Raw genomic sequence first — 23,708 nt, 5'->3', positions numbered from 1 at the left:
GCGTTGAGCGGCGCTCCAGCGGCGTACCGGCATCGTCGGTGCGCGCCTCGAGCTTGCCCGGCGATCAGTTCTTCTTCTGCAACTGCCATTGCGCGCCGCCCGTTCGGCAGTAGCGCGGATGCAGGTTGACCGATTGCCCCTTCGCGTTCAGGACCACGTTAACGAGGCGGCAAGTCCGATTGCCAGTCTTCGATGTGTCGTGAGGGGTCAGTGTGGCGTCGATCTTCACGCTGTTGCCCAAGCCGTCATTCGTCCACTCTGACGATTCGCCATCGCTTTTCGAGTTCAATGCGGTAATGACCGCTCGCTTGACCGAGTCGATGTCCTTCTGCGTCAGATAGCTCAGCGGCGTATCGTGCAGAAACTCGAGGTTCGCTGCGGAGGCAGTGTGCAGCGAAAAGAGCAGGGCGCAGGCCGCCGACGCGCGCGACAACGTTCCTGCTAACGAAGGCTTCCGGCTGTGCGAGGTCATGGGGTCTTTTCCTGGAGCGTGACGTGTTGGGCTTACGCAGGCTTGTGAATCTGCGGCGGCTTCCACGAGCCGACTACGCAATCGGTTCCCGCCAGGCAAGTCGATAGCACTCCATCGTGCAGCCGGATGGGTCGATGCAAAGTCGAGTGTTGCTCAGGCACCGAACCGGCGCGATAGGGAGTTCGGGCAATTGGATTGCCCTTTGGTGCAATCTGGAGATGAAGCCTTTTCTTTCGTTAAACGCGCCGCTAAATTACGCGCTGAGGGTTATCGCGACCCGGATATCGAAAGGGGCAAGCATGACGTTTCGGCGCTCACGCGTGCGCCGCACGCACGAGACGACCGCGCATGCTTTTGGCGCCTTGCTTCTGGCTGCCGGACAGTTGCTCATGCCAGCCACGGCGGCGGCGCAGACTTCGACCGCCCCTGAATTTACGGGGCCAAACGTGCAGAAGCGTGCGAACGCCGTTCTTGCGCTGCTGTCTTTTACCGTCACGCCGGACCTCTCCGCGAGCACGCTCGGCATTCGCAATGGCGCCACTGGCGACCCGTCGCTGAACATGACGCAGTTCGGCGGCGGCTTTACGCTGAGCCAGAGTTTTCCGCTCTATCTTGAGGGGGCGATCGGCGGCTCCCGCTACGACCCGACGTTCGTCGCCTCCGACGGTCAGCAGCAGCGCGCGCTGCCCACCCGCTGGACCAACGTGGCGGCGACGGGTGGCATAGGCTGGGATTTTCCCCTCAACGAAAAGAGGGACCTCGTTATCCGGCCGATCTTCAACTTCTCGCTTGGCGAAGTGCTCAGCGATGCGAGCGCGGCGCAATTCCTGGTCAACCGGAAGACCGACAAGAACATCGACTTCATCCAGAACGGCTCGCTCAGTGCCTATGGACTTGGCGGCTCGCTGATGATCGGCTGGTATCCCCGCCAGGAACCTTATGAGTTCGACCTCGAACTGCGCTATACGGACATCTATCTGCAGAGTTTCGGATCGTCGAGCGGCGTTCGCGGGACCGCGAATGCGCAGTCCACGAATCTCTACGCTCGCTGGCGCGCGCCGACCGGGTTGCTCGCGTTCAACCGGCCGCTGCGCTATGTCCTCGAACTATCGCACTCCGATTACCTCGGAAGTCAGGCCGACATCCTCGGCTTCAATCAGCTTACGTCGCTCGGCGCGGGAATCGAAATCGACACCGGCGCGGTCACCAAGCTCTTCTCGCGCTTGCGCATCGTGGCCCGCTACGCGTTCGGCAAGGACGTGTCGGGCGCTTCGCTCGGTCTGGCGCTCAGCTTCTGAGCGCTGGCGGCCACTTCTCGAAAGCACCGCTACCCGGAAAGCGAGTACGGTCCTTATACTGGATCTCATCGCCGCAACGGCACAAAGTCGCCTCTGGAGGGACGCCATGAAGAAGTCGGCCTGGTGGCTGTTCACGCTCTGCCTGCTCCTGATTGCGCCTGCAACGTATGGCGCCGCCGCCGAGGCCGTGCAACAGCCTCAGGCGGCGGTCGCTGCGCCTGCGAGCGCTAGCGCCCGGACAGGCGGCGCGCTGCGGGTGGCGATTGCCAAGGTCGCCCCGTTCGTGTTGCCGGAGTCGGCGGCACCCGCAGGTTTCAGCATCGACATATGGTATGAGATCGCGCGTCGCATGCATGTCGATTTCACATGGGATCGCATCGCGACGCAGCCTGATCTGATCACCGTCGTCCAGCGCGGCGATGCGGACGTTGCCATCGCTGCGATCACCATGACACCGGAACGCGAAAAGCTCGTCGACTTCTCGCTGCCGTATTTCGATTCCGGCTTGCAGATCATGGTGCGCGCAAAAAATGACAATTCGTTCGTCGCGTCGCTGCGCTCGATTCCCTGGTTCGCCCTCGGACAATTCCTCGCTGTCGCCGTCGTGATCGTCTTCATTCTCGCCAATCTCGTCTGGCTGATGGAGCGCCGCCACGATCCGAACTTTGATAAGCCCTGGCTGCGCGGCGTTGGCGAAGGGCTTTGGGTGACCATGCTGATCATCGCGACAGGCGAGCATGGCGAGCGCGAGAGCGCCGGGCTGTGGAAAAGGGTGCTGGTGCCCGCGATGTGGCTGATCGGCGTGGTGCTGATCGCGCAGTTCACGGCGACCGTCACGTCATTTCAGACAGTGGCGCGATTGCAGTCGAACATTCGCGGACCGGATGATCTTCCCGGCAAGACGATCGGCACCGTGCCGGGCACGGTCGCCGCGGACTACCTCGCCGAGCGGGGCTTGCCATTCGTGAATGTCGACAGCGCCGCCGACGGCTTCCGGATGCTGATGCGCGGCGACGTGCAGGCCATCGTCTACGATGCGCCAACGCTGCAGTATTGGGCAGGACGGCTCGGCAACGGGTCACTCGCCGTCGTTGGACCGATATTCAGGCCTGCAAAGTATGGGATCGCCGTTGCGAACGGCAGTCCGCTGCGCAAGACCATCAACGAAACCCTGCTCGCGATGTACGAGGACGGAACCTATGAGCAGATCTACCAGAAGTGGTTTTCGGCGAGTAAATAGTCGCCGCCGCATAATCTGCGGCGGCCGTTCCGAAAGCGTCAGTGGGCGACGGTGGCAAGCTCTGTAGCGTAGAACATCTTTGTCAGTGAGTCAGCGTGAATCTGCGGACCGTCAACCACGAATAGCGCTTCGCGAAACGCGTGCTCAACGTCGAATCGACCGGCTAGCCAGCCACGCAACGCGGACTCGGACATGATGACGATATTGCTGCGTTTCGCCTCTTCGGTTGTCGTTACGTCGGGGATCTCCGGCACGATTTCTGGATCGAAGCCTTCCGTGGTGGCGTGAAAGAATCCCCATGTATCATTTTCGATAAGCAGAACATAGAAGTCCGGCAAGTCCAGAAGATGCTCTTCTGCATGCGCGCCTTCAATACGCGCCTGCAGCAGGTTCAACGCCTCGACCGCGGCCATGCGCTTTCGCGCCGCGGCGAGCGCGCCGTCATTGACGTCGATCGCTTCAATCAAATTCGCCTCGATCGCCTTTCGCGTTGCAACGGCCACGCTCAGCGCGAGCGGGTGGCTGATACCGAATTCGATCTTGAATTCACAGACTGCGCACATGGCGGGACCTCACGGCGTAACGATGTTGAACCAGAAGTCGAAGGTGTCGAGCCACGAAACGAACTCGCCGAGCTTCTGGCTGTTGCCGTCGACCTTCACGTCGCCGGCCATGACGAGCTTCTGCATGTTGGTCTTGCCCATCATGATGTCGTTGAGGTTGGCGCGTGTCATCGTGACCGTCGCATCTGCCGCTTTCGAGTTCTTGTTCTTCGAATAGTGCAGTGCGCTGTTTTCCACGCCCAGCACGTAGTTCTCCTTCGTATCGGTCAGATTGAGGTTGAACTCGGCCGTTTTTCCGGCCGCGCGGTCGCCGTTGAGCCGGATACCCAGGTAGTCGAGGAACATGTCGAGCGGCATGGCCTGGATCGTGTCCGGGCTTTGCGGCTGCGGGGCGGGCAGTTGCTGAATGCCTTTGCGCAGCTCCATGGCGCCGGTCAGATAGAAGTTGCGCCATGACGCCGATTCGGATTGATAGCCCAGTTGCTCGTAGGTATCGGCGAGAAGCTGCTTCGCGGCCGTGTTTTGCGGCTCCGCGAACACGACGTGATTCACGACTTCCGCGACCCAACGGTACTCGCCCTTGTTGAAATACCCGTGCGCCTTGCTGAGGACGGCGGCTGAGCCACCCATGAACTCGACGTAGCGTTTGCCAGCCTCGGTTGGCGGCAGACGGTGCAGATTCGCCGGTACGCCGTCGAAGAAACCGAGACGCAAGTTGTACTGTGCGACGGCATCGTGATAGACGGTGCCGTAGTAGCCGCGGCAAAACCAGTGCTTTGCGAGGCTGTCCGGCAGCCGGATCGCTTCGCCAATCTCCAGCGGCGTCATGCCCTTGTTAGCCATGCGCAGCACCTGGTCATGCATGTAGCGGTACATGTCGCGTTGCGCGCGCAGGAAGGCGACAACGCGATCGTTGCCCCACGTCGGCCAGTAGTGCGAAGCGAAAACCACCTGCATGTCATCGCCGAACATGTCGAGCGACGATTGCAGGTATTTTGACCAGAGCAGGGCGTCGCGAACCTTGGCGCCTCGCAGCGTGTACAGATTGTGAAGCGTGTGGGTGGCGTCTTCCGCGGCGCAGAACGCCTTGTACTTCGGCAGATAGAACATGAACTCCGAAGGCGCCTCCGATTCCGGCGCCATCAGGACTACGACTTCCACGCCGTCCAGCGTCAACTTCTGCCCGGTCTTTTCGGCGAACATGGAGGGCACGGCCAGCGTGATGGTGCCGACCGAAGTCGTCTTGCCCAGGCCGCCGTCGACAATGCCTGTGGGGCTGCGCGGAAGCAGCGAGCCGTACATGTAGCTGGCGCGGCGCCCCATGGCGTTCCCGGCGATGATGTTCTCGCCCACTGCCGCTTCGGTGAAGCCGGCGGGCGCCACGATCTGAACCTTGCCGGATTTCAGGTCGTCGTCGCTCACGAGCCCGCGCACGCCGCCGTAGTGATCCACGTGGCTGTGCGTATACACGACGTGCGTGATGGGCTTGTCGCCGAGATGCGGAATGACGAGTTGCTTCCATACCGCCGATGACACGTCGGTCGTGATGAACGGGTCGACGACGATGTAGCCATGGTCGCCGCGAATGATGCTCATGACGGAGAGGTCGTAGCCGCGCACCTGCCAGATGCCGTCGACCACCGTGAAGAGACCGTGATTCATGTTGAGCTTGGCATTACGCCAGAGGCTCGGATTGACGGTGGGCGGCGAGTTGTTCTCCGGGCCGCCGTTCACGAAGGCGAACTGCTGAAGATCCCACGCCGGGGTGCCGTTTGCTTGCTTGATGATGACGGGCTCGGGGAGCGTTGCGACGAGCCCTCGTTTGGCGTCTTCGAAGTCCTGCGCATCTTCAAAGGACAAGAAGTCGGCGTATTGCTTGTTCACCGCGATCGTCGCGTCGGTAGCCGGCTTCGACGCAGCGGTCGTCGAGGTTGCGCCCGAACCGGTTTGCGCCAGGGCTTCGCCTACCGCGCCGGAAAAGCTTGTGGCCACTCCGGCCACTGCAACGTTCTTGAGGAATGTTCTGCGTCCGCTCGCTTTTCCCGCGTCATCCGGTTCAGACATGATCACCTCGCGTTTTAGGGGGATTTCAGGCGCGTGCAGCCTGCGGGATCGACAACGACCTCCAGCAGCACTTTTCGCAGAGTCTCCCTATCGCAGCTATCGGTGTTTGGGGCAATCACATTGCCCGTTGGGGCAATACGATTCATGCGGCGAATCCGTAACCGGACGGAAAGGACATCGCCCGTTTCTCCATGCAGCGTCAGGGCTTCGATCCGGCAGTGCGAGGCAGGATGAAAATACGATGTTTGTGAACGTACACCGGACGAAGATGATGAATGTTGCTGTCAGCAAATAGGGCAGTACAACGAACGACTCGATGCTAGACTGAACGGGTTCGGCTGAACGCGCATCAAGAAACTTACCCAGAACGAGGTGGGCAAATGGCGGGCACGCAAACTTTGGCTGAAAGACAAGCGGCAGGGCGTCAGGCGCGCGAACGTGCGAAGCGGTCCCAGCACGCGGAGATCGGCAACACCGAACGCGACCCGGTCGAATTGCTTCGGGCAAACAGCGCGGGACGGGTCGAGGCGCTTGTCCCATTACGCTATGGCCGCATGTCCCTGTCTCCCTTCACGTTTTATCGTGGCAGCGCAATCATCCAGGCCCACGATCTCGCCGGCACGGTCAACTCCGGTATCGCCTTTCCCATATGCGGCGACGCGCACCTCATGAACTTCGGCGGCTTCGCGACGCCGGAGCGGCAACTGGTGTTCGATCTCAACGACTTCGATGAGGTTGCGACGGGACCATGGGAATGGGACCTGAAGCGGCTCGTCGCAAGCTTCGCAATTGCCGGCGAGCACATGGGGCACGGGCGCGGCCCCATCGGCGAGTTTGTCTGGGCCGCGGTTCACGAATACGTCGCACGAATGCGCGAATACTCGGAGTACAGCACGCTGGACTTGTGGCACGAACTCATCTCCTTCGAACGCATGATGGAGACCGCAGCGACCGACGAAGGGCGGGCGCTCATCGCGAAGACGAGCAAAAAGGCGACGACGCGAACGCACGAAAGCGTGCTCGCGAAGATGGCGACGATGAGCGACGGCCGCTGGACGATTCAGGACGCGCCTCCCGCGCTGTTTCATCCCACCGGGCCGAATTCGCTGCTTGGCAAGGACAGTAACTGGTCCAACGCCGAAGCGTGGAAAGGCAAGCTAGCCAAGGCGTTCGACGAATACCTGCAAACGCTTTCGACCGATCGGCGCATGCTGATCGGTCAATACGTGCTTCACGATATCGCGTTCAAGGTGGTGGGGGTGGGGAGTGTCGGCACGTTCTGCCTTGTCATGCTGTTCGTGGACGGCCACGGCAAGCCGCTCTTCCTGCAGGTCAAGGAGGCGCGCAGTTCGGTGATCGCCAGATACTACGAGGCGCCAGGCCTCGAGCACCAGGGCCAGCGCGTCGTGGTGGGGCAACGGCTGCTGCAGGCGGCCAGCGACTCATTCCTCGGCTGGACCTCTGGGCCGGCCGGCAGGAACTTCTATTTCCGACAACTGCGCGACATGAAGGTGTCGGTGGAAGTGGAGCGGATGAGCAGTACCTTGATGCAAGGCTACGCGCGCCTGTGCGGTTGGGCGCTCGCCCGTGCTCATGCCAAGGCGGGCGGAAAGGCCGTCGAGATCTCTGCGTATCTCGGCAATGGCGACCGTTTTGCCGAAGCGCTGACCGAGTATTCGATGGCGTACGCTGCCCAGAATGAGGCCGATTACAAAGCGTTCATGCAAGCCTGCCGCTCCGGAAAACTCGAAGCGCGCAGCGACGAGGACATGGCGGCGGATTTCCGCGTCTGAGCGTTCCCGATCGCCAGCGACGTTTGGCGGAGTTACCCGCAAACGTCGCTGCGTGTTCGATGTGCGATGCCGTCGCCGTTGGTGCCGGTCAATCGAGCACGAGCGATCCGAGAGCGAATGCTCCAAGCACAGCAACGGCAATCGCCACCCAGTACGCAAGATTCCATTGCGGCACGAGGCCCTCGCGGCGCAGCGCGTTGACGCGGCGTTTATGCTGAACCACCGCGACCAGCAGCGCGACGGTCCCGATCACGACCATGGCCGTGCCGACCATCCGCGGCGACCAGGTCGCTCCAAATCGGCCAACAATCGGCGCGCCGCGCTGGTTCTCAACGTACTCGAAGAATTTCGCCAGCGTGAAGCCGAAGCTGATCATCGACAGCGCGGTGCGTAGCCACGCCATCAGCGTGCGTTCAGCGGCAAGAAATGTGCGTTCGATTGCGAGCGAGGTGCGTGCCCGCGTCTGCAGCGTGCCCTCGTCGGGAATGGCGGGCGAGTCGGCATCCGTGGGCAAAGCCATCGGGTCGTGGCCGCGAGCGGGGGGCATGGGCACTCCTTCAGGACGTGCGCGCGTACACGGCACGCCGGCTTCGTTGCCACTTCACGTAGGGAATGGCCATTAACGTGCACACGAGCAGGTAGAGAATCAGCGTAGGCGCGAACGGCTCGCCGGGATAGTTCGCCGATGCGACGGCGAGCGCGATGGCGGGATGGCGCGAGGCCGTCGCGAGCGCCAGCACCGTGGCATGTTCCTGCTTAGGGCCGCCAAGCAAGTGACCGACGACGAATCCGGCGAGCACGAACACGAGGATGGCCACGATCGTCGACTGGCCGATTGCCGACCAGACCGCGCGCCAGCTGCCCGCCAGCAGGGCCGCGACGCCAATGACCAGCAGGGTGGTGGCCACGAGGCGCAACGGCCGGAGCAGGCGCAGGCCGACGCGCGGCATCAGTCTCGAGAAGAATATGCCCGCAGCCAGCGGCGCGAAGATCATCTTCAGGACGATGCCGATGATCGCCGTGAGCCCCACCGCGAACGGCTGGTCGAATAGCCAGTTGAACGCGGCGATCGTAAGCGGCATCGTGATGATCGAAACGAGCGCCAGCACGACGAGCAGGCCCAACCCGTAAGGCGCGATGGACCCTCCCGCTTTCCTTTCCTTTTGTGGCAGCAGGGGCGGTACCGGAGAAACGGACAGCGCCAGCAACACCACGGCGGTAGGCTGAGGCAAGTCCAGAAAGTAGACGCACGTGACCACCATGAGCGGCATGATGACCAGCATGGCGATGAGCGAGCGCAGCAACAAGGCGGGCCGTTTGACGATATAGAGCAGGTCGTCATACGTTGCCCGGAGACCGTACGTGAACACAGTCCCCGCGATTGCGATTTGTAGCGCAAGGAGAATCAGGGCTTTGGCGTTCATGACGTTTCGTGCCAGTGTCGGGCTCGGGCGATCATCGAGAGGACAACGCCCGAGCTTCGCTGCCGGAAACGTTCAGCGAAGAGCGACTATCGATGCCCGCCGCCGGCGGCGTCCGTCATCTTCTCGATCACCTGGTCCACGCCGAAGCTGGCCGCTTTCTGGCGTGGCGGGAATTCCTTGAATGTCTGCAGGAATTCGGCCACGCCGCCCTGCGCGGGCACGAGGATGAAGGCGTGATCGAGCAGCCAGTCGTAATAGGTGTTGGAAGTGATGTCAGCTCGCTCGTAGGGGTCCGTGCGTAGATTGAATATCTTCGGCACCCGCAAGGTGACGAGCGGCTCGGCCCATACTCTCAACGTGCCGGGCGTGCGCTGCTCCATGAAGACGACCTTCCAGTTGTCGAAGCGCAGGCACGCGAGGTCGCCGTCGTCGGTGAAATAGAAGAAGCCCTTGCGCTCCGGTTTCTTCGCCTTGCCTGTGAAGTACGGCAGCAGGCTGAAACCGTCGAGATGCACCTTGAAGTCCTTGCCGTTGGCCTTGAGGCCCTTCTTCAGTTCCTCCTTGACGTCAGGGTTGCCCGCTGCGTCGACGATGGTGGGCAGCCAGTCGAGATGACTCACGATCTCGTTGCACACCGTGCCCGGCTCGATCACGCCAGGCCAGCGCACGAGGCAGGGCACGCGGAAAGCGCCTTCCCAGTTCGAGTTCTTCTCGTTGCGAAACGGCGTCATGCCGGCGTCGGGCCAGGAGTTCATGTGCGGACCGTTGTCGGTGCTGTACATGACCATCGTGTTGTCCGTGATGCCCAGTTCGTCTAGCAGCGCGAGCATCTCGCCGATATGCTTGTCATGCTCGATCATGCAGTCGTGATATTCGGACTGCCAACGACCTGCCTGACCGCGGATCCGGTCTTCGATATGCGTGCGAAAGTGCATATGCGTGGTGTTGAACCAGAGGAAGAATGGCTTGCCTTCCTTGTGCGCTTTCTGAATGAACTCTTTTGCGGCCGCGAGGAATTCGGTATCGACCGTCTTCATCCGTTCTTTGGTAAGCGGGCCGGTGTTGTCGATCTTCTGGCCGCCCTTGCCGTCGGACCAGGAGTGCAGCACGCCGCGCGGGCCGTACTTTTTGTGGAAGTCAGGAAACTCCTTGGGATCAGGATAATCGGGGTGTTCTGGTTCTTCCTCGGCGTTGAGGTGATAGAGATTGCCGAAGAATTCGTCGAAGCCATGCATCGTCGGAAGATGCTCGTCGCGGTCGCCGAAATGGTTCTTGCCGAATTGTCCAGTGCTGTAGCCGAGGTCCTTGAGCAGCTCGGGAATATTCGGGTCCTCGGCGCGCATGCCAAGCGCGGCGCCGGGCATGCCGACTTTGGTCATGCCCGTGCGCAAGCCGCACTGTCCCGTGATGAACGACGCGCGGCCCGCCGTGCAGCTTTGTTCGCCGTAGTAGTCGGTGAACACCACGCCGTCTTCGCCGATGCTGTCGATGTTGGGTGTGCGGTAGCCCATCATCCCCTTCGAGAAGATGCTGAGATTGGACTGACCGATGTCGTCGCCCCAGAGGATCAGGAAGTTGGGTTTCTTCTTGCCCGCCATGGAACACTCCTTTGCGTAGCGCTACCGTAGACGGTAGCGGATCTCCTCCGGACCCCGTCGACGACGGGTTTGCGAGAGGTCAGTTGTCCTGTCTGATTCAACCGGCAGCGTTATCGCGGACCACGCAACGAAAGCCCACGTGGCACGTGGACGTATCGACGGGCTGCGCCATTCTGGCGGCAGGCCGATAACGCCTGCAGTAGTTCGGTGCGCACAGGTACGAGCCACCCTTCATCACCTTGCGCGGAATCTTGACCTGCGCCGCGCGCGGATCGACGCTTGCCTCGACGGTTCCACCACGCGGATTGTCGAGCGTGCAGCACGCCTTCACGATCTTGCCGTGGTCTTGATACCAGTCGCTGGTCCATTCCCACACGTTGCCGGCCATGTCGTAAAGCCCGTATCCGTTGGGCGGGAACGAACCGACCGGCGCGGTCCACTCATACCCGTCTTCCAGCAGGTTCTGCCACGGAAACTCGCCTTGCCAGGTGTTTGCCATCTGTTTGCGCGCAGGCGTGAACTCGTCGCCCCAGACGAACTCCGCGCCGTCGAGGCCGCCACGCGCGGCGAATTCCCATTCCGCTTCGGCTGGCAACTCCTTGCCCGCCCACTGCGCATACGCTGCCGCGTCTGCGTAGGAGACGTGCACCACTGGATGATCCCAAAGCCCTTCGAGCGAACTGGCCGGGCCGCGCGGATGCCGCCAGTCAGCTCCTTTTGTGTAGACCCACCAGTTGTAGTGATTGCGCAAGTCGACGCGATGCCGCGGTTTGGCGAACGTCACCGAGGACGGCTCCAGCAACTCGGGCAGCGCGCCCGGATAGTCGTCGGGATTGGCCGGCCGCTCGGCGGAGGTGAGGTAGCCGGTTGCGTCGGCGAATCGCTTGAACTCGGCGTTCGTCACCGTGTGCGGATCTATCCAGAAGCCGCGCACGCGCACCTTGTGCGCAGGGGCTTCCTCCGGGTAGTGATGATCCGAGCCCATGACGAAGATGCCGCCCGGGATATGGACCATGCCCGGTGGGCGAGACGGCGGGGCCGGGGCGCGCGTGTCGTTGACCGTTTCTGTGGAGGGATGGACCATGTCAGTCGAGGCGTTGCGCTGGGTCGGCGGAATCGGCGTGATCGGGCGGTTCGCACGCCTTGCGTGCCCGCGTGATCGCCGCGCGCTCCGCAAGGCACGTACCGGCATTCAGTATCGAAGCGGCAACCCGGTTACGCTATCGGTAGAAGGGGCAACGGGATTGCCCTCAAGGGCAAACCAGGGACTGTTCACGGTGATCGTGTCGTTCGGAGCAGGACCGTCTGCGCATCTATGTTTTTACATAAGAATGAATGTTGTCGATTTGGTCATTCTGGACGGCAGTTGAGGTTTCCAGACTTCGGCCACGAGGGCGTCGCAGGCGATGCATCGCGCGTATCTTCTCGTTGAACTGCAGTTGTCACGAGGGCAATAACCGCAATGAATTCGAGCAACGAATTTTGCTATTTCGCTTACGGTTCCAACATGTCAGTACGACGCCTCGCCGCGAGGCTGCCGTCGGCGAGGGTGGTGACCACGGGGTTCGTGACTGGCTACAGACTCGCGTTCGACAAATTGAGCAAAAAGGACGGCTCGGGTAAATGCGATTGTGAGCACACAGGAAACGTGGGTGACAGAGTCTATGGCGTTATTTTCTCAGTGGTGCATGGCGAACGGAAGATGCTCGACACATTCGAGGGAGCGGGTAAAGGCTACGAGCCTTTAAGTGTCCGGGTCGATACCCCGATTGGCGGAGTGTATGCACTGACCTACGTTGCCACGAAAAAGCAACCGGGTCTTCTGCCATACCACTGGTACAAGCAGCATGTATTGGTGGGCGCAAGGGAAGCGAACTTGCCCGAAGACTATGTGCGAGCGATCGAAGCGATTGTCTCGCTCGACGACCCTGACCTGGCTCGAACTGAGACGGAGCTTCGGGCTTACTCGGCTACTTGATTGAACTGCGGCCGACTCGGCAAAGGTCCTTAGCCAACTAACGAATCTGTCCCGACTTGCAACATCCGGCAACACGAGTGGTAACATTTGTTGTCACCCACTGCCCGAGCGACGCATGCCAGACAGTTTCGACCAGCTCGCCGCGCTGATCCGCGCGCGTTTCTCCGACTTGAGCCCGCAGTTCCAGACCGGCGCTGCTTTTCTGCTCGACCATCCCGACGAAGTGGCCGTCTCGTCCATGCGCAAGGTGGCCGAGCGCGCCAACGTGCAGCCCGCTTCGCTTGTGCGGCTTTCCCAGCAACTGGGCTTTCCGGGCTGGAACGAACTGCGGGACCTGTTCGTCGCGCGGGTGCGCACTCGGCCGGAGCCGCTTTCTTCGCGGGCGCGCTCGCTCGTCGCGGGAAGCACGAAGGATGGCCTTGCGCGCGACTTGCTCGTGGCGCAACAGCACAATCTGGAGGCGAGCGCCGCGCACAACACACGCTCGATGGTCGAGGCGGCGCGTGTATTGCGCCGCGCGAAACATGTGCACGTGGCGGGCTTTCGCTCGTGCTATGCAGTGGCGTTCGGGCTCGTCTACGGGTACCGCCTGTTCCGCCCTTCCGTTTCCTTGCTGGGCGGCGAGGCGGGCACGCTGGAGATGCAGTTGCTCGGCATCGAGCGCGACAGCGCAACGATTGTTGTCAGCTTCGCGCCGTACTCGGTGGAGGCGGTGCGCGTGGCCGAGGCCGCGCTTGCCAGGGGCAGCCGCCTGATCGCGATTACCGACAGCGCCGTCTCGCCCATCGCGCTGAACGCCGACAAGGCGCTGATCTTCACGCACGAAAGCCCGTCGTTTTTCCCATCGCTCGTGGCGGCGACAGCGCTGGCCGAGTCGCTCGTCGCCCATCTGCTGGCGCTCGAAGGCTCGGGCGCGATCGCGCAACTCGAACAGGCCGAGCGTTCGCTGAACGCACGCGGCGCTTACGTGCCCTGAGCGCGCCGCTCCGGATTTTCACGCCATTTCACGCTTGTTTTCCTGCTGGAAGATGCCGTTGCAAGACGGCATCTGGCCTGGTTTTATCCGTCCGCATCTCATCTGTTGTGATCTGTATTTAACTTGACAACATATGTTGTTGAGGCGTATAAAACGCACTCTACGAAGACCCATTGCGGTAGCGAAGTGAGAAAACCGATGCAGGAACTGAATACCTTCCAAGGGTCGGCCTTCCGGGTGGCGGGCTCGCCCGAGGCGATCGGGCGGCAGCTCGGCGCACACGTGAAGCCGGTCTTTGCCGACTACATGGCGCAAAGCAACGCCTGGCAGGCGGTGAGCCGCTGGCGCGGCAGTGCGTTCGCGCAGCAGTTGCGCGCCGCAGCCGTACAGCATTTTCCGGCCTATGTCGCCGAAATCGACGCAATGGCGCAGGCGCTGGACTGGTCCGCAGACGACCTGTTCCTCTGGAATTGCCGCGGCGAGTTGATCCACAACGCGCCGGACGGCTGCACGACGCTTGCGGCGCGCACGCCTCGCGCGGGCCTCATTGCGCACAACGAAGACGGCGACCCCTGGCTGCATGGCCGCTGCAGTGTGGTCGAGCTCGAACCCGAAGGAAAGCCCGGTTTCGTCAGCTTTTACTACCCGGGCTCGCTGCCGGGGCACACCTTCGCGGCCACGCGCGCGGGACTGGCGCAAGCGATCAACAACGTGCGCATCCGCGAGCCGCGCGCGGGCGTACCGCGCATGATTCTCGCGCGCGCCGTGCTCGATTGCGTGACGCTGGGAGACGCCCTCGCGCTGCTGCGCGACACGCCGCGGGCGAGCGGCTTCCACCACACGATCGGCGGAACCGACGATGCGGGCGAGGTGCGTGTGTATAGCGTCGAAGCGACCGCGCAGCGCACTTCGACGCGCGAAGTGAGCACGCCCTCGGGCCACGCGAATCACCTCATCCACACGGGCTGCGAGCCTGAGTCGCAGATCGTCACCGAATCGTCGCGCGATCGCCAGGTCCGCCTCGCCGAACTGTTGCCCGCGCTTGGCGCCCAGCCCGACAGCGCGGCCTTCGTGCAGGTACTGCAGGATCGCGCGGGCGCTGGACTGCCGATTTTCCGCGACGACCCGCACGACCCGGACGACGAAAACACGCTCGCCACGGCTTGCATGCGCGTCGAACCGCGCGGCGTGGCGCTCGACGTCTGGCAGGGCGGCGAGCGCGTGCTCGACCTCTTTATCGATTCGAACGCGCGCCCGGCAGACGGCGCGACCCGTTAATCATTCACGGATTTCATCGAGGACACATATGACCAAGGTGTTTCATCGGATGCCGAAGCAAACCTTACCCGTCGCGGTGGCGGGCGAAGGTATCGAAATCATCGATTCCACTGGCAAGCGCTATATCGACGCAAGCGGCGGCGCCGCCGTCTCGTGCCTCGGCCATAGCAACCCGCGCGTGATCGAGGCGATCAAGCGCCAGGCGCAACAACTGCCGTACGCGCACACCTCGTTCTTCACGACCGAGGCCTCGGAGCAGCTGGCCGATCACCTCATCGCCGGCGCGCCCAAGGGGCTCGACCATGTGTACTTCGTGTCGGGCGGTTCGGAGGCGATCGAGGCCGCGCTCAAGCTCGCGCGCCAGTACTTCGTGGAGAAGGGGGAGCTAGCGCGCCGCCACTTCATCGCCCGCCGCCAGAGCTACCACGGCAACACTCTCGGCGCGCTCGCGATAGGCGGCAATGCGTGGCGCCGTGAGCCGTTCCTGCCGATCCTGATCGAATCGCATCACGTGAGCCCGTGCTACGCGTACCGCGAACGCCACGAGGGCGAAACCGACGAGGCCTACGCCCAGCGCCTCGCCGACGAACTAGAACAGAAGATTCTCGAACTCGGCCCGGACACGGTCGCGGCCTTCGTCGCGGAGACCGTAGTGGGCGCAACGGCCGGCGCAGTGCCGCCCGTGCGCGAGTACTTCCGCAAGATCCGCGCGGTGTGCGACCGCTACGGCGTGCTGCTGATCCTCGACGAGATCATGTCGGGCATGGGTCGCACCGGATATCTGTTCGCCTGCGAAGAAGACGGCGTTGCGCCGGACCTGCTGACGATCGCGAAGGGCCTGGGCGCGGGCTACCAGCCGATCGGCGCGACGCTCGTGAGCCAGCGGATCTACGAGACGATCGTGGGCGGCAGCGGCTACTTCCAGCACGGCCACACCTATCTCGGCCACGCCACGGCATGCGCGGCGGCGCTCGAAGTGCAGCGCGTGATCGCCGAGGAAAAGCTGCTCGACAACGTGCTCGCCCGCGGCGAGCAACTGCGCGCGCGTCTGCGCGAGCGCTATGCGGACCATCCGTATGTGGGCGACGTGCGCGGCCGCGGCCTGTTCGTGGGCGTCGAACTGGTGAAGGACCGCGCCACGAAAGCAAGCTTCGACCCGGCGCTCAAGCTGCACGCGGCGATCAAGCGCGAAGCGTTCGCGCGCGGCCTGATGGTCTACCCGATGGGTGGCACCGTCGACGGCCGCAACGGCGATCATGTGCTGCTCGCGCCGCCGTTCATCTGCACCGAGCAGAACATCGACACCATCGTCGAGCGGCTTGCCGCGGCGCTCGACGGCGCCCTCAACACGGCGGGCGTGGCGCGCGCGGCGTAAGCTTCGCCGTCAGTGATTGATGTGCAACTAACTGTCGGCCGCGTTCACCCACCGCAAACGCGGCGACCGCAGCCGCGGCGGCCGCAAACGGTCGCGCGCGGCCAGCCATGACCTCCAACGGAGTCCATCGATGACGCAAAACCCGATTTCGCGGCTTCCCGCATTCGATGCTGCACAGGCGTCGCCAGAGCAGAAGGCCGTGCTGGACGAGATCCTTTCCGGTCCGCGCGGCAACCTCAACGGGCCGTTCCTCGGCTGGATCCACAGCCCGGAACTGGCGCAGCATGCGCAGCGCCTGGGTGCGTTCTGCCGCTACCAGACTGGCCTGTCGCTACGCCTCTCGGAACTGGCGATTCTCGTCACGGCCGCGCGCTGGCAGGCGCAGGCCGAGTGGTACATCCACTATCCAATCGCGCTGAAGGCGGGCGTGCCCGAGACGCTGGCCGAGCAAATCCGCACGGGCGCCACGCCGCAGTTCGACGAGCCCGATGACGCACTGATCTACGCGTTCACGACCGAGTTGTACGACGCGAAGCGCGTTTCCGACGCGACTTACGCGCGTGCCGTCGAGCGCTTTGGCCACGAAACTACGATCAACCTCGTCGGGCTGCTTGGCTACTACGCGCTCGTCGCGATGACGCTTAACGTCTTCGGCATGCGCGCCGAGGGCCAGACGACGCTGCCGTTCGCGGAATAAGCGCAGCCTGACTGCGCCCTCAACAAGCGCCGCCCCATCCGGTTTTGCCGGATGGGGCTTTTTTTTTGCAGTGCACTGCAATTCCATTTAAGTGACAGCCGTATTTCAATCGCATGATTCCTGAAATCCATCGGCCAAAATATGAGGATTCGCGCGCGAGTGCGAAGTTCTCGTGTGGCGTAGAGGAGTTAATCGAACGGACGGTTTATTGATACAGAAAACGTTTCCACTCGCGCCACCCGGGCTTCCGTTTTTTGGACGTAGTCGTTAATGCGGTTGCTGGCTAGCCATATTTATTGCAGCTGCAGCGCGTCATTTTCCAGCGGCGAGTGCGAAATAATATGACTGTTTGATGGAAAAGTCTTGCGCGGTAGCTTTTGCCAGGCATGCGCGGCTTTCCGCGTAAATTGTGCAGGGCGGGATTAAGCGGCGGTTTCGCCATGCGTCGAATAACAGGGTTTTCAGCAGGTGTTATGAAAATCGCTTGCGCGCGTTAATTCGAGTTGTTAATCTTGCCAAACTTATTAATGACCGCCCCATTCTCATTATCGAAAGGGCGGTAGGGAGCCGGGGGGCGCTAGTCCACCGGTTTTTTTCTCTGTGCGACTTTTTAAACGGGGAACATCATGCTTGATACGACCATCGACGTAGCCGAAAAGCCGCTCGCTGTCATGGCCGGAATTGGCGACGTTGTCACCCTGAAATCGGGCGGTCCGCGCATGACCGTCATGTATGCCGGCCCGGTTGGCTTTGCCAGCGGCCACTGGCTGATCTGCCAGTGGTTCGACGAGCACGGCGAGCTGCGTCAGGACATGTTCGCCCAGGACATGGTGCAGATCGAACCGCGCTCGATTCCCGCGGCGTTCGTCAAAATGCGCAGTCCGGCTGGCGGAAGGGCTATCGGCGGGATCTGAATCGCAGACCCAGACAGGCCTGCGGGCGCGTAGACGCGCCGCAGACGTGACATATACGCGCGAAATTGCGGCCGGGCCAAATGTGCCCGGCCGTTTGCTTTATCGCTGGCCTTCGGCGGCGATACGCACGGCGAGCCCGGCCAGCACCGTGCCCATGAGCCAGCGCTGAAGCTTGAGCCAGCCCGGCCGGTCGCCGAGAAACGTTGCAATCGTGCCCGCCGTCATCGCAACGGCAGCGTTCACGGTGATCGAAAGCACGATCTGCACGCTGCCGAGCACGATGGACTGCGTGAGCACGCTGCCGTGATGCGGGTCGATGAACTGCGGCAGCAGCGACAAATACAGAATGGCGATTTTCGGGTTCAGCAGATTCGTGACGAAGCCCATCAGAAAGAGCTTGCGTGGGCGATCGGCGGGCAGTTCGCGCACCTGGAACGGCGAGCGGCCGCCCGGTTTGAGCGCCTGCCATGCGAGCCAGAACAGATAGAGCGCACCGCCCAGACGCAGCGCGTCATAGGCGAATGGCACGGCCATCAGTAACGCGGTAATGCCGAATGCGGCGCACAGCATGTAGAACACGAAACCGAGCGCGACCCCACCCAGCGAGATCAGGCCTGCCTTGCGGCCCTGGCAGATCGAGCGCGAGATCAGATAGATCATGTTGGGTCCGGGCGTGAGCGCCATGCCGAGCGCGACGGCGGCAAAGGCGAGCAGCGGGGCGGCGTGTGGCATGACGGGGCTCCGTGTTGGATGTGGCTGATGGGTGTCAGGGTGCGTCGAGCGGCGGGGACTGGCCTGTGCGTTTCAGCCCGTATTGCGCGCTCAAAAATTACGCGCTCAAAACGGCGCGGCCAAAGCAGCTTGATTCCCGGGTGATTATTCCATGTGAGGGCGGCGTGTGCTCGCCATGGCCTGCAACGTTGGCCAGACGGATAACCCTCAATGCGGGGAGCGCTTTTGCTCGGCGGTGCGCGTTTCGCGTGCCTGGACTCGATCATCGAGCCGGCGCGAGAAGAGAAGCATGCCCAGCCGGCGGCTGCGGACCTTGGTTTGCCCGCCGAGATCCTTTGGTGGATTCGGTTGAAGCGCCCAGAAGAGCGCCAGCAGCCAGCCGAGCAGCGTCCAGCCGAGCACGGCGTTGAAGACCGCAATGACCAGCAGGTCGTGACGCCGACGCTTGTCGGCGATCAGCGCGGGGAGAAAGTAGAGCGCGACCACCGCTGCGAGAACGACGATCTCGAAGACGGAACGGCTCACCATATTTCATTCTCCAGAAAAAAGGGCGGAATATGCCTGATCCGTCATTGTCGCGCGGATTGGGCCTGAGCGCACGCCATGCCTCGACCGAATGGCCAACGCTGAGTGCGAGGGGTGTCGGCGGGCGGGGGTTCGGGTCTATCATCGGGTTTTTCATCGCAGGGAACCGACACCATGATCTCCGACCCGTCCGCGGCTACCCGCCAACTCGACCACGACGAATTGCGTGCCTTCGTAGAACGTAAATGGCATGACGAGATCGTGCCCGCGTTGACCGACTACATCGCGGTGCCTGCCAAGAGTCCGGCGTTCGACCCGCAGTGGGCGCAGCACGGCTATCTCGAGCGCGTCGTGCAAGAGGCCGCGAAATGGGCGGAGCAGCAGCCGGTGCGTGGCTTGAAGCTTGAGATCGTGCGCTTGCCCAATCGCACGCCGGTGATTTTCTTCGAGGCGCCCGCCACGCGCTCGGGAAGCAGCGAGACGGTCGTGCTCTACGGCCACCTCGACAAACAGCCGGAATTCGCGGGCTGGCGCAACGACCTCGGCCCCTGGACGCCGAAGCTCGAAGACGGCCGCCTTTATGGCCGCGGCGGTGCCGACGACGGCTATGCGATCTACGCGAGCGTCACGGCGCTCGCCGCGCTCGACGCGCAAGGCATCGAGCGGCCGCGCTGCGTGGGTCTCATCGAAACCTGCGAGGAGTCCGGCAGCTACGACCTGCTGCCTTATGTCGATGCGCTGCGTGAGCGGCTCGGCAACGTCGGTCTTGTCGTTTGTCTCGATTCGGGCGCGGGCAACTACGATCAGCTGTGGCTCACCACGTCGCTGCGCGGGCTCGTGGCGGGCGACCTCGAAGTCGAAGTGCTCGAGGAGGGCATTCACTCGGGCTCTTATGGCGGTATTGCGCCTTCCAGTTTCCGCGTGATGCGGCAGCTCTTCGAGCGTCTCGAAGATGCCGCGAGCGGCACGTTGCTGCCCAAGGGTTTCCATTGCGCGATCCCCTCGCAGCGCTTGAGCGAGGCCGAAGCCACGGCGAAGATCCTTGGCGAAAGCGTCTGGAAGAGCATGCCTTGGGCCTGCGGCCAGGACGGCCGGCGTGTGCTGCCAACCACCACGGACCCGCAGCAGGCGTTGCTCGATTCCACGTGGCGGCCCTCGCTTTCGGTCACGGGCGCGGCAGGCCTGCCCGCGCTCGCCGACGCCGGCAACGTGCTGCGGCCGCGCACGGCATTCAAGCTCTCGCTGCGTTTGCCTCCGCTAGTCGAGGCTTCGAAGGCCGTGGCCGAACTGAAGGCGTTGCTCGAGCTCGATCCGCCGTATAACGCGAAGGTCACCTTCAAGCCCGACGCGGGCGCGGCCAATGGCTGGAGCGCGCCGGAACTCGCGCCGTGGCTCACCCAAGCGCTCAACGCGGCTTCGCGCACCCATTTCGGCGCGGACTGCGCGTATCTTGGCCAGGGCGGCACGATTCCGCTCATGAACGTGCTGCAGGCAGGCTTTCCCAAGTCGCAGTTCATGGTGTGCGGCGTACTCGGCCCGAAGTCCAATGCGCACGGGCCGAACGAGTTCCTGCATGTGCCCTATGCGAAGAAACTCACGGCCACCGTGGCCGAAGTGATCGCCGCGGCACCTTGAGTCTTTAGTGGCGGTGAAGGGTGTGCGCACCGTCGGCAGGCGGTGCGCCTTCCGTCACGTGCCCGTCGCCATGGCATGAGCAGCTCTCGTCGTCCATGGGCTGTTCGAGACTCTTCATGATTCCGCACTCGGCGCTGCTGCTCTGGTGGGCATGGCAGCTCTCGCGCAGCGTGCGCAATTGCTGCTCGAGTACGCGCATCGATTCGATCTGCTGATGAATGCGCTCGATCTGGCTGTCGATCAACTCGTTGACTTCGTCGCAGGGCTGGCTCGGGTCGGCCTGGAAGCGGCGCAGCATCCGGATGTCCGCCAGGCCGATGCCCAGTGACCGGCAATGGCGGATGAAATTGAGTTGCGCGGCGTGCACGGCCGTGTAGCTGCGGTATCCGTTGGTTTCACGCGCGGGCTCGTCCAGCAGGCCCTCGCGCTCGTAGAAGCGCACTGTTTCGACATCGCAGTGCGCGAAGCGCGCCAGTTCACCGATTCGCATGGTCGCGGCTCTCCCAAATGACTTGACCCTGTAGTGGCTACAGGCTGTTCAATGATTGTGTCACTTTTGGGAGAAACCGGCTATGAACTGGAGCTACTTGTCGCGGCTCGGCATTGCGCAGCGACTGCGCGCGCGTGATGAGGAACGGGCTGTGTCCGGCGCTCACGGATCTGGCGGCGCGGCTGGCGGGTGCGGCGGCCACGAGCATAAGCACGACCACGACCACGACCACGGTCACGAGCATGAACACGACCACAGCCAGGCGCATCACCACGACCACGGCCAGTCCTGCGATCGCGCGCACGCCGCCGAGTCCCAATCCGGCGCCGGGCCAAAAGGTCACACGCACGGCCACGCCTGCTGTCATGACGGCGCGCCGCCGCAAAGCCCGCGCAGCACAGCCCCGGCGCCCGAAGGCACGCGCCGCGCGCGCTGGCGCATCGAAAACATGGATTGCCCGACCGAGGAGCGCCTGATCCGCAACCGGCTCGAGCCCATGCAGGGCGTCGTGCGCCTCGACTTCGACCTGCTCGCGCGCGAGCTGACCGTGCATCATCAACTCGACGATACGCAGCCTGTCGTCGCCGCGTTGCGCTCGCTCGACATGGCGCCGCGCGAACTCGGCGATGGCGCTTCCGAGCAAGCCGCCCCGCCTGCGTCTGTCGGCCTTGCGCTGCGCCAGAAGCTGCTGCTGGCGGTGAGCGGCGTGGCAGCCGCAGGCGCTGAGGTGCTCGCCTGGAGCACCGGCAGGGAAACCAGCCTGCTCGTACTCACGTGCGCGGTCATCTCCATCCTGTGCGCGGGTTTGCCCACGCTGCGCAAGGGCTGGATCGCGCTGCGCAATTTCACGATCAACATCAACTTCCTGATGTCACTCGCGTTGATCGGCGCCGTTGCGATCGGCAAGTGGCCCGAAGCGGCGATGGTGGTCTTCCTGTTCGCCCTCGCGGAGGAAATCGAGGCGCTTTCGCTCGAACGCGCCCGTCAGGCCATCCGCGCGCTGACCGCCCTGGCGCCCGAAACTGCCGAGGTCTGGCAAGCCGGCGATGGCGCACCCGGGCAAGGCGAATGGCGCGAGTACGCGGTGGGCGAAGTGGCTGTCGGCAGCCGCATTCGCGTGCGGACCGGCCAGCGCGTGCCGCTCGACGCCCGTGTGATCGCCGGCCGCGCCGCGCTCGATCAGGCGCCGATCACCGGCGAGAGCCTGCCGGTCGACAAGGAGACCGGCGCGGCGCTCTACGCGGGCAGCATCGTCGTCGATGGCGTGGTCGAGGCGATCGCCACCGCGGCTGCGCAGGACAGCACGCTCGCGCGCATCGCCGCGGCGGTGCAGGAGGCGCAGGCGCAACGCGCGCCCACGCAACGCTTCGTCGACCAGTTCGCGCGCTACTACACGCCCGCCGTGGTCGTGCTCGCCGTGGTCATCGCGCTTGCCGGGCCGCTCGTGTTCGGCGGCGCGTGGAGCGCGTGGCTCTATAAGGCGCTCGTGCTGCTCGTGATTGCCTGCCCGTGTGCGCTCGTCGTCTCGACGCCGGTGACGGTCGTGAGCGGCCTCGCCGCCGCCGCGCGCCACGGCATGCTCGTGAAGGGCGGCGTGTGGCTCGAACGCGGCCGGCTGCTCAAGGCCGTCGCGCTCGACAAGACCGGGACCCTCACGCTCGGCGAGCCTGTCCTGACCGATGCGCTCGCGGCGCCGGTTCGGGCGCAGGTCACCGCAGAGGCGTCCGGCGAAGATCGGCTTTCTGCCGAAGAAGCGCTGCGCGTCGCCGCGAGCCTGGACGATGCGAGCACGCACCCCGTAGCGCGTGCGGTGGTCGAAGGCTGGCGGGCGCGTCAACCGGATGCGCGCCTGCTCGCGGTCGATCAGTTCGCGGTGCTAAACGGTCGCGGCGTGCAAGGCCACATTGACGGCACGCTGTGGAGTCTCGGCAATCACCGTCTGGTGGAGGAGCTTGGTGTGTGCTCGCCCGAACTCGAAGCGCAACTGGCGACGCTGGAGCAGGCGGGCAAGACGGCGATCGTGCTGTGCACGCCGCAGGCGGCGGTCGCCGTGTTCGCCGTGGCCGACGCTCTGCGTGCGGAAAGCGCCCCGGCCGTGCAGGCCTTGCGCGCGCTCGGCGTGACGCCTGTCATGCTGACCGGCGACAACGCGTCGACTGCGCGCGCGATTGCCGATCAACTCGGCATTGACGACGCGCGCGGCAATCTGCTGCCGCAGGACAAGCAGGACGCGATCGCCGCGCTCTCGCAGCAGTACGGCATGGCGGCGATGGTCGGCGACGGCGTGAACGACGCGCCCGCGCTCGCGCGCGCCGACATCGGCTTCGCGATGGGCGCGGCTGGCACCGCGACTGCGCTGGAAACCGCCGACGTCGCGATCATGGACGACGATCCGCGCAAGATCGCGGCGTTCATTGGCCTTTCGCGCAAGACCGCGGCCGTGCTCATGCAGAACATCACGCTCGCGCTCGGCATCAAGGCTGTGTTTCTCGTGCTCGCGATGGCCGGCGAGGCCACGCTCTGGATGGCCGTGTTCGCCGACGTGGGCGCGAGCCTGCTCGTCGTCGCCAACGGCTTGCGCGTGCGCCGGCATTTCGACGCCACGCGCAACGTGACGAAGCCTTCCGCATTGGCGGGGCAACGCAACTAACAGCCA

At 63.5% G+C, this 23,708-nt stretch carries 23 protein-coding genes; 12 read left to right on the top strand and 11 right to left on the bottom strand.

Features of this window, described 5'->3' with window-relative positions:
* Positions 1-64: 64 nt before the first annotated feature.
* Positions 65-472 carry a hypothetical protein gene (locus L0U83_RS19925; protein WP_233885679.1) on the bottom strand — a complete coding sequence of 136 codons (408 nt, stop codon included), beginning with the start codon at positions 470-472 and terminating at the stop codon, positions 65-67.
* A gap of 299 nt (positions 473-771) precedes the next feature.
* Between L0U83_RS19925 and L0U83_RS19920 the strand changes: the two genes are divergently transcribed.
* Together L0U83_RS19920 and L0U83_RS19915 are read left to right on the top strand one after the other, a co-directional pair.
* The gene (locus L0U83_RS19920) at positions 772-1,770 is read left to right on the top strand and encodes a hypothetical protein (RefSeq protein ID WP_233885678.1); all 999 of its coding nucleotides are present in this window, start codon (positions 772-774) and stop codon (positions 1,768-1,770) included.
* 106 nt (positions 1,771-1,876) lie between these two features.
* Complete coding sequence (locus tag L0U83_RS19915; RefSeq protein ID WP_233885677.1) at positions 1,877-3,010, top strand: transporter substrate-binding domain-containing protein; 1,134 nt, start codon at positions 1,877-1,879, stop codon at positions 3,008-3,010.
* 38 nt (positions 3,011-3,048) lie between these two features.
* Here L0U83_RS19915 and L0U83_RS19910 read toward each other — a convergent pair whose 3' ends face one another.
* Together L0U83_RS19910 and L0U83_RS19905 are read right to left on the bottom strand one after the other, a co-directional pair.
* On the bottom strand, positions 3,049-3,513 hold the full coding sequence (locus tag L0U83_RS19910; RefSeq protein WP_233885676.1) for a hypothetical protein: 465 nt from the start codon (positions 3,511-3,513) through the stop codon (positions 3,049-3,051).
* A 69-nt stretch (positions 3,514-3,582) separates the two neighbouring features.
* A complete protein-coding gene (locus tag L0U83_RS19905) occupies positions 3,583-5,637 on the bottom strand; it encodes an alkyl/aryl-sulfatase (RefSeq protein WP_233885674.1) in 2,055 nt (684 codons plus the stop codon).
* 380 nt (positions 5,638-6,017) lie between these two features.
* On the opposite strand from L0U83_RS19905, the gene L0U83_RS19900 reads away from it, so the two are divergent.
* Positions 6,018-7,430 carry a DUF2252 domain-containing protein gene (locus L0U83_RS19900; protein WP_233885673.1) on the top strand — a complete coding sequence of 471 codons (1,413 nt, stop codon included), beginning with the start codon at positions 6,018-6,020 and terminating at the stop codon, positions 7,428-7,430.
* 88 nt (positions 7,431-7,518) lie between these two features.
* On the opposite strand, the gene L0U83_RS19895 is transcribed toward L0U83_RS19900, so the two are convergent.
* The 4 genes from L0U83_RS19895 to L0U83_RS19880 form a co-directional block, all read right to left on the bottom strand.
* On the bottom strand, positions 7,519-7,977 hold the full coding sequence (locus L0U83_RS19895) for a YidH family protein (RefSeq protein WP_233885671.1): 459 nt from the start codon (positions 7,975-7,977) through the stop codon (positions 7,519-7,521).
* A 10-nt stretch (positions 7,978-7,987) separates the two neighbouring features.
* On the bottom strand, positions 7,988-8,854 hold the full coding sequence (locus tag L0U83_RS19890) for a bile acid:sodium symporter family protein (RefSeq protein WP_233885669.1): 867 nt from the start codon (positions 8,852-8,854) through the stop codon (positions 7,988-7,990).
* 86 nt (positions 8,855-8,940) lie between these two features.
* The gene (locus tag L0U83_RS19885) at positions 8,941-10,452 is read right to left on the bottom strand and encodes an arylsulfatase (protein WP_233885667.1); all 1,512 of its coding nucleotides are present in this window, start codon (positions 10,450-10,452) and stop codon (positions 8,941-8,943) included.
* A gap of 97 nt (positions 10,453-10,549) precedes the next feature.
* On the bottom strand, positions 10,550-11,536 hold the full coding sequence (locus L0U83_RS19880) for a formylglycine-generating enzyme family protein (RefSeq protein ID WP_505882962.1): 987 nt from the start codon (positions 11,534-11,536) through the stop codon (positions 10,550-10,552).
* Here L0U83_RS19880 and L0U83_RS19875 point away from each other — a divergent pair.
* The 7 genes from L0U83_RS19875 (at position 11,535) to L0U83_RS19845 (ending at position 17,670) form a co-directional block, all read left to right on the top strand.
* Positions 11,535-11,822, top strand: coding sequence for a hypothetical protein (locus tag L0U83_RS19875; protein ID WP_233885665.1), 288 nt, complete (start codon positions 11,535-11,537; stop codon positions 11,820-11,822). The two genes, L0U83_RS19880 and L0U83_RS19875, sit on opposite strands and share 2 nt — an antisense overlap.
* A 92-nt stretch (positions 11,823-11,914) precedes the next feature.
* A complete protein-coding gene (locus tag L0U83_RS19870) occupies positions 11,915-12,430 on the top strand; it encodes a gamma-glutamylcyclotransferase family protein (RefSeq protein ID WP_233885664.1) in 516 nt (171 codons plus the stop codon).
* Between the two features lie 115 nt (positions 12,431-12,545).
* Entirely contained in the window at positions 12,546-13,406 is an 861-nt protein-coding gene (locus tag L0U83_RS19865) for a MurR/RpiR family transcriptional regulator (RefSeq protein ID WP_233885663.1), read from the top strand.
* 198 nt (positions 13,407-13,604) lie between these two features.
* Positions 13,605-14,684, top strand: coding sequence for a C45 family autoproteolytic acyltransferase/hydrolase (locus L0U83_RS19860; protein WP_233885662.1), 1,080 nt, complete (start codon positions 13,605-13,607; stop codon positions 14,682-14,684).
* Positions 14,685-14,712: 28 nt separating this feature from the next.
* The gene (locus tag L0U83_RS19855; protein WP_233885661.1) at positions 14,713-16,059 is read left to right on the top strand and encodes an aspartate aminotransferase family protein; all 1,347 of its coding nucleotides are present in this window, start codon (positions 14,713-14,715) and stop codon (positions 16,057-16,059) included.
* A gap of 130 nt (positions 16,060-16,189) precedes the next feature.
* Entirely contained in the window at positions 16,190-16,756 is a 567-nt protein-coding gene (locus L0U83_RS19850) for a carboxymuconolactone decarboxylase family protein (protein ID WP_233885660.1), read from the top strand.
* Positions 16,757-17,382: 626 nt separating this feature from the next.
* The gene (locus tag L0U83_RS19845) at positions 17,383-17,670 is read left to right on the top strand and encodes a YodC family protein (protein WP_233885658.1); all 288 of its coding nucleotides are present in this window, start codon (positions 17,383-17,385) and stop codon (positions 17,668-17,670) included.
* Between the two features lie 99 nt (positions 17,671-17,769).
* On the opposite strand, the gene L0U83_RS19840 is transcribed toward L0U83_RS19845, so the two are convergent.
* Positions 17,770-18,402: a LysE family translocator gene (locus tag L0U83_RS19840; protein WP_233885657.1), complete on the bottom strand. Its 633-nt coding sequence runs from the start codon at positions 18,400-18,402 to the stop codon at positions 17,770-17,772.
* Positions 18,403-18,609: 207 nt separating this feature from the next.
* On the bottom strand, positions 18,610-18,930 hold the full coding sequence (locus tag L0U83_RS19835) for a superinfection immunity protein (protein ID WP_233885656.1): 321 nt from the start codon (positions 18,928-18,930) through the stop codon (positions 18,610-18,612).
* Between the two features lie 171 nt (positions 18,931-19,101).
* On the opposite strand from L0U83_RS19835, the gene L0U83_RS19830 reads away from it, so the two are divergent.
* Entirely contained in the window at positions 19,102-20,562 is a 1,461-nt protein-coding gene (locus tag L0U83_RS19830) for a M20 family metallopeptidase (protein ID WP_233885655.1), read from the top strand.
* Between the two features lie 4 nt (positions 20,563-20,566).
* Here L0U83_RS19830 and L0U83_RS19825 read toward each other — a convergent pair whose 3' ends face one another.
* Together L0U83_RS19825 and L0U83_RS40845 are read right to left on the bottom strand one after the other, a co-directional pair.
* Entirely contained in the window at positions 20,567-21,052 is a 486-nt protein-coding gene (locus L0U83_RS19825) for a Cd(II)/Pb(II)-responsive transcriptional regulator (RefSeq protein ID WP_233885654.1), read from the bottom strand.
* Between the two features lie 37 nt (positions 21,053-21,089).
* Positions 21,090-21,419 carry a hypothetical protein gene (locus tag L0U83_RS40845; protein ID WP_373321065.1) on the bottom strand — a complete coding sequence of 110 codons (330 nt, stop codon included), beginning with the start codon at positions 21,417-21,419 and terminating at the stop codon, positions 21,090-21,092.
* Positions 21,420-21,500: 81 nt separating this feature from the next.
* Here L0U83_RS40845 and L0U83_RS19820 point away from each other — a divergent pair, with 81 nt between their 5' ends.
* The gene (locus L0U83_RS19820) at positions 21,501-23,702 is read left to right on the top strand and encodes a heavy metal translocating P-type ATPase (RefSeq protein ID WP_373321064.1); all 2,202 of its coding nucleotides are present in this window, start codon (positions 21,501-21,503) and stop codon (positions 23,700-23,702) included.
* Positions 23,703-23,708 lie beyond the last annotated feature (6 nt).

Origin of the sequence: Paraburkholderia flagellata (genome assembly GCF_021390645.1) — a bacterium.
GTDB classification, from domain to species: Bacteria; Pseudomonadota; Gammaproteobacteria; order Burkholderiales; family Burkholderiaceae; genus Paraburkholderia; species Paraburkholderia flagellata.
Note: the sequence above shows the minus strand (reverse complement) of the source record. Positions and strands in the feature narration are given on the sequence as shown.

What these genes read in the sequence shown, in the direction of transcription:
- L0U83_RS19925 (WP_233885679.1), bottom strand. Translation starts at nt 472, where the DNA reads ATGACCTCGCACAGCCGGAAGCCTTCGTTAGCAGGAACGTTGTCGCGC.
- L0U83_RS19920 (WP_233885678.1), top strand. Translation starts at nt 772, where the DNA reads ATGACGTTTCGGCGCTCACGCGTGCGCCGCACGCACGAGACGACCGCG.
- L0U83_RS19915 (WP_233885677.1), top strand. Translation starts at nt 1,877, where the DNA reads ATGAAGAAGTCGGCCTGGTGGCTGTTCACGCTCTGCCTGCTCCTGATT.
- L0U83_RS19905 (WP_233885674.1), bottom strand. Translation starts at nt 5,637, where the DNA reads ATGTCTGAACCGGATGACGCGGGAAAAGCGAGCGGACGCAGAACATTC.
- L0U83_RS19900 (WP_233885673.1), top strand. Translation starts at nt 6,018, where the DNA reads ATGGCGGGCACGCAAACTTTGGCTGAAAGACAAGCGGCAGGGCGTCAG.
- L0U83_RS19895 (WP_233885671.1), bottom strand. Translation starts at nt 7,977, where the DNA reads ATGCCCCCCGCTCGCGGCCACGACCCGATGGCTTTGCCCACGGATGCC.
- L0U83_RS19890 (WP_233885669.1), bottom strand. Translation starts at nt 8,854, where the DNA reads ATGAACGCCAAAGCCCTGATTCTCCTTGCGCTACAAATCGCAATCGCG.
- L0U83_RS19885 (WP_233885667.1), bottom strand. Translation starts at nt 10,452, where the DNA reads ATGGCGGGCAAGAAGAAACCCAACTTCCTGATCCTCTGGGGCGACGAC.
- L0U83_RS19875 (WP_233885665.1), top strand. Translation starts at nt 11,535, where the DNA reads ATGTCAGTCGAGGCGTTGCGCTGGGTCGGCGGAATCGGCGTGATCGGG.
- L0U83_RS19880 (WP_505882962.1), bottom strand. Translation starts at nt 11,536, where the DNA reads ATGGTCCATCCCTCCACAGAAACGGTCAACGACACGCGCGCCCCGGCC.
- L0U83_RS19870 (WP_233885664.1), top strand. Translation starts at nt 11,915, where the DNA reads ATGAATTCGAGCAACGAATTTTGCTATTTCGCTTACGGTTCCAACATG.
- L0U83_RS19865 (WP_233885663.1), top strand. Translation starts at nt 12,546, where the DNA reads ATGCCAGACAGTTTCGACCAGCTCGCCGCGCTGATCCGCGCGCGTTTC.
- L0U83_RS19860 (WP_233885662.1), top strand. Translation starts at nt 13,605, where the DNA reads ATGCAGGAACTGAATACCTTCCAAGGGTCGGCCTTCCGGGTGGCGGGC.
- L0U83_RS19855 (WP_233885661.1), top strand. Translation starts at nt 14,713, where the DNA reads ATGACCAAGGTGTTTCATCGGATGCCGAAGCAAACCTTACCCGTCGCG.
- L0U83_RS19850 (WP_233885660.1), top strand. Translation starts at nt 16,190, where the DNA reads ATGACGCAAAACCCGATTTCGCGGCTTCCCGCATTCGATGCTGCACAG.
- L0U83_RS19845 (WP_233885658.1), top strand. Translation starts at nt 17,383, where the DNA reads ATGCTTGATACGACCATCGACGTAGCCGAAAAGCCGCTCGCTGTCATG.
- L0U83_RS19840 (WP_233885657.1), bottom strand. Translation starts at nt 18,402, where the DNA reads ATGCCACACGCCGCCCCGCTGCTCGCCTTTGCCGCCGTCGCGCTCGGC.
- L0U83_RS19835 (WP_233885656.1), bottom strand. Translation starts at nt 18,930, where the DNA reads ATGGTGAGCCGTTCCGTCTTCGAGATCGTCGTTCTCGCAGCGGTGGTC.
- L0U83_RS19830 (WP_233885655.1), top strand. Translation starts at nt 19,102, where the DNA reads ATGATCTCCGACCCGTCCGCGGCTACCCGCCAACTCGACCACGACGAA.
- L0U83_RS19825 (WP_233885654.1), bottom strand. Translation starts at nt 21,052, where the DNA reads ATGCGAATCGGTGAACTGGCGCGCTTCGCGCACTGCGATGTCGAAACA.
- L0U83_RS40845 (WP_373321065.1), bottom strand. Translation starts at nt 21,419, where the DNA reads ATGACAGCAGGCGTGGCCGTGCGTGTGACCTTTTGGCCCGGCGCCGGA.
- L0U83_RS19820 (WP_373321064.1), top strand. Translation starts at nt 21,501, where the DNA reads ATGGATTGCCCGACCGAGGAGCGCCTGATCCGCAACCGGCTCGAGCCC.